Source organism: Neobacillus fumarioli NBRC 102428 (genome assembly GCF_001591485.1).
Taxonomy (GTDB): Bacteria; Bacillota; Bacilli; order Bacillales; family Cytobacillaceae; genus Neobacillus; species Neobacillus fumarioli.
Genome location: NZ_BCUZ01000193.1, coordinates 1 through 3,375 on the forward strand (window position 1 = coordinate 1; position 3,375 = coordinate 3,375).

General features: G+C 41.0%; 3 protein-coding genes. All 3 read right to left on the reverse strand.

The genetic code is table 11. From position 1 onward, the window contains the following. Nucleotides 1-97 precede the first annotated feature (97 nt). Entirely contained in the window at nucleotides 98-1,381 is a 1,284-nt protein-coding gene (locus BFU02S_RS17430) for a hypothetical protein (protein WP_235842089.1), read from the reverse strand. Between the two features lie 12 nt (nucleotides 1,382-1,393). Continuing rightward, nucleotides 1,394-2,017, reverse strand: coding sequence for a YhbD family protein (locus BFU02S_RS15295; protein ID WP_066372516.1), 624 nt, complete (start codon nucleotides 2,015-2,017; stop codon nucleotides 1,394-1,396). 66 nt (nucleotides 2,018-2,083) lie between these two features. Next, complete coding sequence (locus BFU02S_RS15300) at nucleotides 2,084-2,908, reverse strand: hypothetical protein (protein ID WP_066372519.1); 825 nt, start codon at nucleotides 2,906-2,908, stop codon at nucleotides 2,084-2,086. Between the last annotated feature and the right edge of the window lie 467 nt (nucleotides 2,909-3,375).

A 3,375-nucleotide genomic window follows, 5' to 3' on the forward strand; every position in this document is an offset into this window, starting at 1 on the left:
CAGCCCCTTAAAAAGATAAGTATAAATTTTGACTTTGAAATTGTCCAGCTCCACAAGGAAAGCTTCCGAAGTGTGAGTGTAAAATCATGAGTGTTTCTTATAATTTTTTCGCTGTTTTTACTGTTGCATTTTTGTCCTCCAAAAAATCAGCGGAGTATTCTACAAGGCCTATTTGACAGCCGGGTCCGATTTTCACGATTGTCCCTCTGACGATGTCTGCTTTGGTGTTTTCGAGATAAATCTCATCACCTTCTATCACTTTGGCCGTAAGGTATCCCGCCTTTTTCGCTAGCGGAATATTTGTAAACGGAATCAGCCATGCTCCTCTTTTTACCGTAATTTTTCCGCCACCAATTTCTTCAGCCTTATTGTCACCGAATAGTAAACCAATTTTAATCGTTTCGGCTGAGAGCAGCCCCTTGATAACAAAACCACCATTTGATTCAAATGTTTCAAACTCAACTTTTCCGTTAGTAGACAAACTGCCTTTGATCGTAGCCTTTTCACCACTAATACTTTCACTGGCTTCAAGTGAGCCAATGATTTTCATTTTTTTCAAACGTGCATATTGGCCAATTTCCAATGTTCCTATAACGGTCGCTTCCTCAGCCTCTACACTGCCTTTGATCTCCGCCTCACCAAGCACTTTCACCGAATTTGCCAGAATATTTCCCTCAAGCTTACTTGTTCCGTAGACATGAAAAGCAGCACATTCAACATCATGGACGATTGTGCCTTCGCCCCGAATACTGACTTTTTCGTAGCGGCCGCGGACGATTTTCGCTGACGTACTTTCCAGATCAATTAGATCCCCTTCAATCAAGTCCGTTACGAGCAGTGTCTTTGTAAATGGCTTAAGTAAACTTCCTATTAAAGACTCGCGGCTTTTTACCGTGATCGTCTGCCCGCCGATTTCTTTCACCCGGCATTCTCCGTAAATTTTTACATCGATGTCATCTGCATTTAATAAACCGCTGATGGAAAAATGAGATTCAGCATGAAAAATTTCTGCTTCACAATCTCCCCTAACAGAAAACATTCCTTTAATATGAAGCTCCTCACCCTTCAACCGGCCGCCAACAGCGGCATGACCGTTTACCGTCAATTTTCCAACGCTCATGTTATCAGCGATGTGTGCCGTTCCATCAACGCTCAACTCCTTAGACTCTAATGAACCTTCGACTTTCACCTTTCCGTTCACCTTTGCTTTTTCGGCTTTGACACTTTCCTTTATGGTACCAACACCATTACAGTTAAATCCATTACATACAATAGCTGTATTAACGGTTCCCCTTCCGTTAATGCTGACTTGATCAAACTCACCGCCATTCGATCCACCGATGCCATTAATGTAGAGATCACCGTGTTTTTTCGTTTCCATTTGCATTTCCCCTTATAATAATTTTGCCTTTAACTCTTCCATACAGTGCATAAGTGAAACTCGGGCAACAACTTTTGTCCCCTGCTCAAAATGAAAGCTTTCTGCATTAACCAATAATAAACATGATGACACCCCAAGTTTTCTGGTAATGACTAATTCCCCGCTTTTTTGTTTGAGATTTGCACGGTTATCCTTTAATACTTGAATAACCATTTTTCCTTCATCCAGATTAATTTCTCCCGACTGAAGAAGCTTTTCTAAAATGTAAGCTTCAAGAGTTCGCCAAAAATCCAACTGAGGACTGCCCTGTTCATTTTCCAGGTATATTTCCAACACCCCATTCGAAACAATGTTACGTTTTGCTAACTCACTTTCAGACAACTGCAAATCGGCTGCATTCGGTGAAAACATGTTTGCCAACTCATCTAACGATAAATTTTCTTTCATCATTTGGATTTTTTCGATTCGCTCTAATATTTTTTCCTTAGGGAAAAATGTCTCCTGTCCGGTAAACGTAGATTTGCGAATAAACCATTCTTCCGGAATGAGGTCTTTCCGCTTCCAGCGGTACAGCTGTCCGTAGGATATTCCCGTTAAATCCAACAATTCCTTTTTTGAGATTAACTCCTCGTTCATCATCGAAACCCCTTTCTGATTAATAACGTAACATAACATTGTTACGTTGTAAAGTAAAAAAAGGTGTCAGGCACCTTTAACTTTTGCAAGAATAAAACTGACAGCCAGTGTAATCAAAGAAAAGAGGATGGCGATGCCGGAGAACGCCAGTAAATAGGCATTGTATTCGGCAATACGAACAACCAGACCATAGCTGTCTATATGAAGAATTTTTCCCGCGATGTTGAACAGTACAAGCAAAATGAAAATGATTTGCAGCCCTTTAGCGGAGTTTCTGATATCCGGTCTGCTTAAGGCAATATGGGATGAAATGCTAATTGCGATCACGATAAAAAGCCAAAAAGAAGGACTTATGAGGTTCTCAAACGAAAACAGACTTTTGCACAATTCAAACAGTACTTCCCCAACGGAACGCAATACATTTACATCTAATGTTTCCAAGGCTATTCGCTGCTGGATCTGTTGTGTAAATGCTTCATAAGCCTTAGGCACTAGAAGGTACATTCCCAAGATTAACGAACCGATTCCACTAAAGATCGGACCCAAGCCGATAAAAAAATTCCCAACTTGCTGATAAAAACTATTCAAGTTATATTGATGTTCCACATATCCCAATGTCCCATCGGGGCTGTTCAGCTGAAGCAGCTTCACCCTCGTTACCCGGTGGCCGAAAATGAAACACATCATTAAATGCCCGAGTTCATGAATCGGCGTACCAATCCATGCTGTCAGAAGGACACCGCGGGGACCAAATGCTCTAACAAGCATGTGATTGGAGTACCTTTCGATAACCCCTAATAGAAAGCCGACAGCAATCAATACTCCAAGCAAATACACCATTTCCACACAGCTTATGAAAATGGCTGCGGTTAAAGAAGTAAGGAGATTCATAGTTTGAAAATGTTCTCCTTTCAAATAAATTCTTTCTTAATTTATATCATCATTTTTACGAAAAACAATATTAATTAGGGCAAAAATATACTACTCAAAACATCCATCAGTAGTCAATGTAAGTAAAAGGGTATTTCGTGGAATTTTAATAAAAAACTATAATGGATTTCGTTTTAGCGAATCCGGTGGCGGCTGTATTCAAAGTTGGCGCTCACTTCAAACTGGGGTGGCGGGTTCCGTGAGGGTTCTGTCTGAAGTTGCACTCGCTTCAGAATTGATTTGACTTTTCCAACGATGCTTCTGTCCGAAGTTACCACCGCTTTAGACTGGATTGGCTTTTCCGACGACGCTTCTGTCCGAAGTTACCAGCGCTTCAGACTGGTTTGACCTTGCAGGCCGAAGTTCTGTCCGAAGTTATAGCCACTTCAAACAGATTTATCAAATCTGTCCAAATAGAAAAGGGGCTG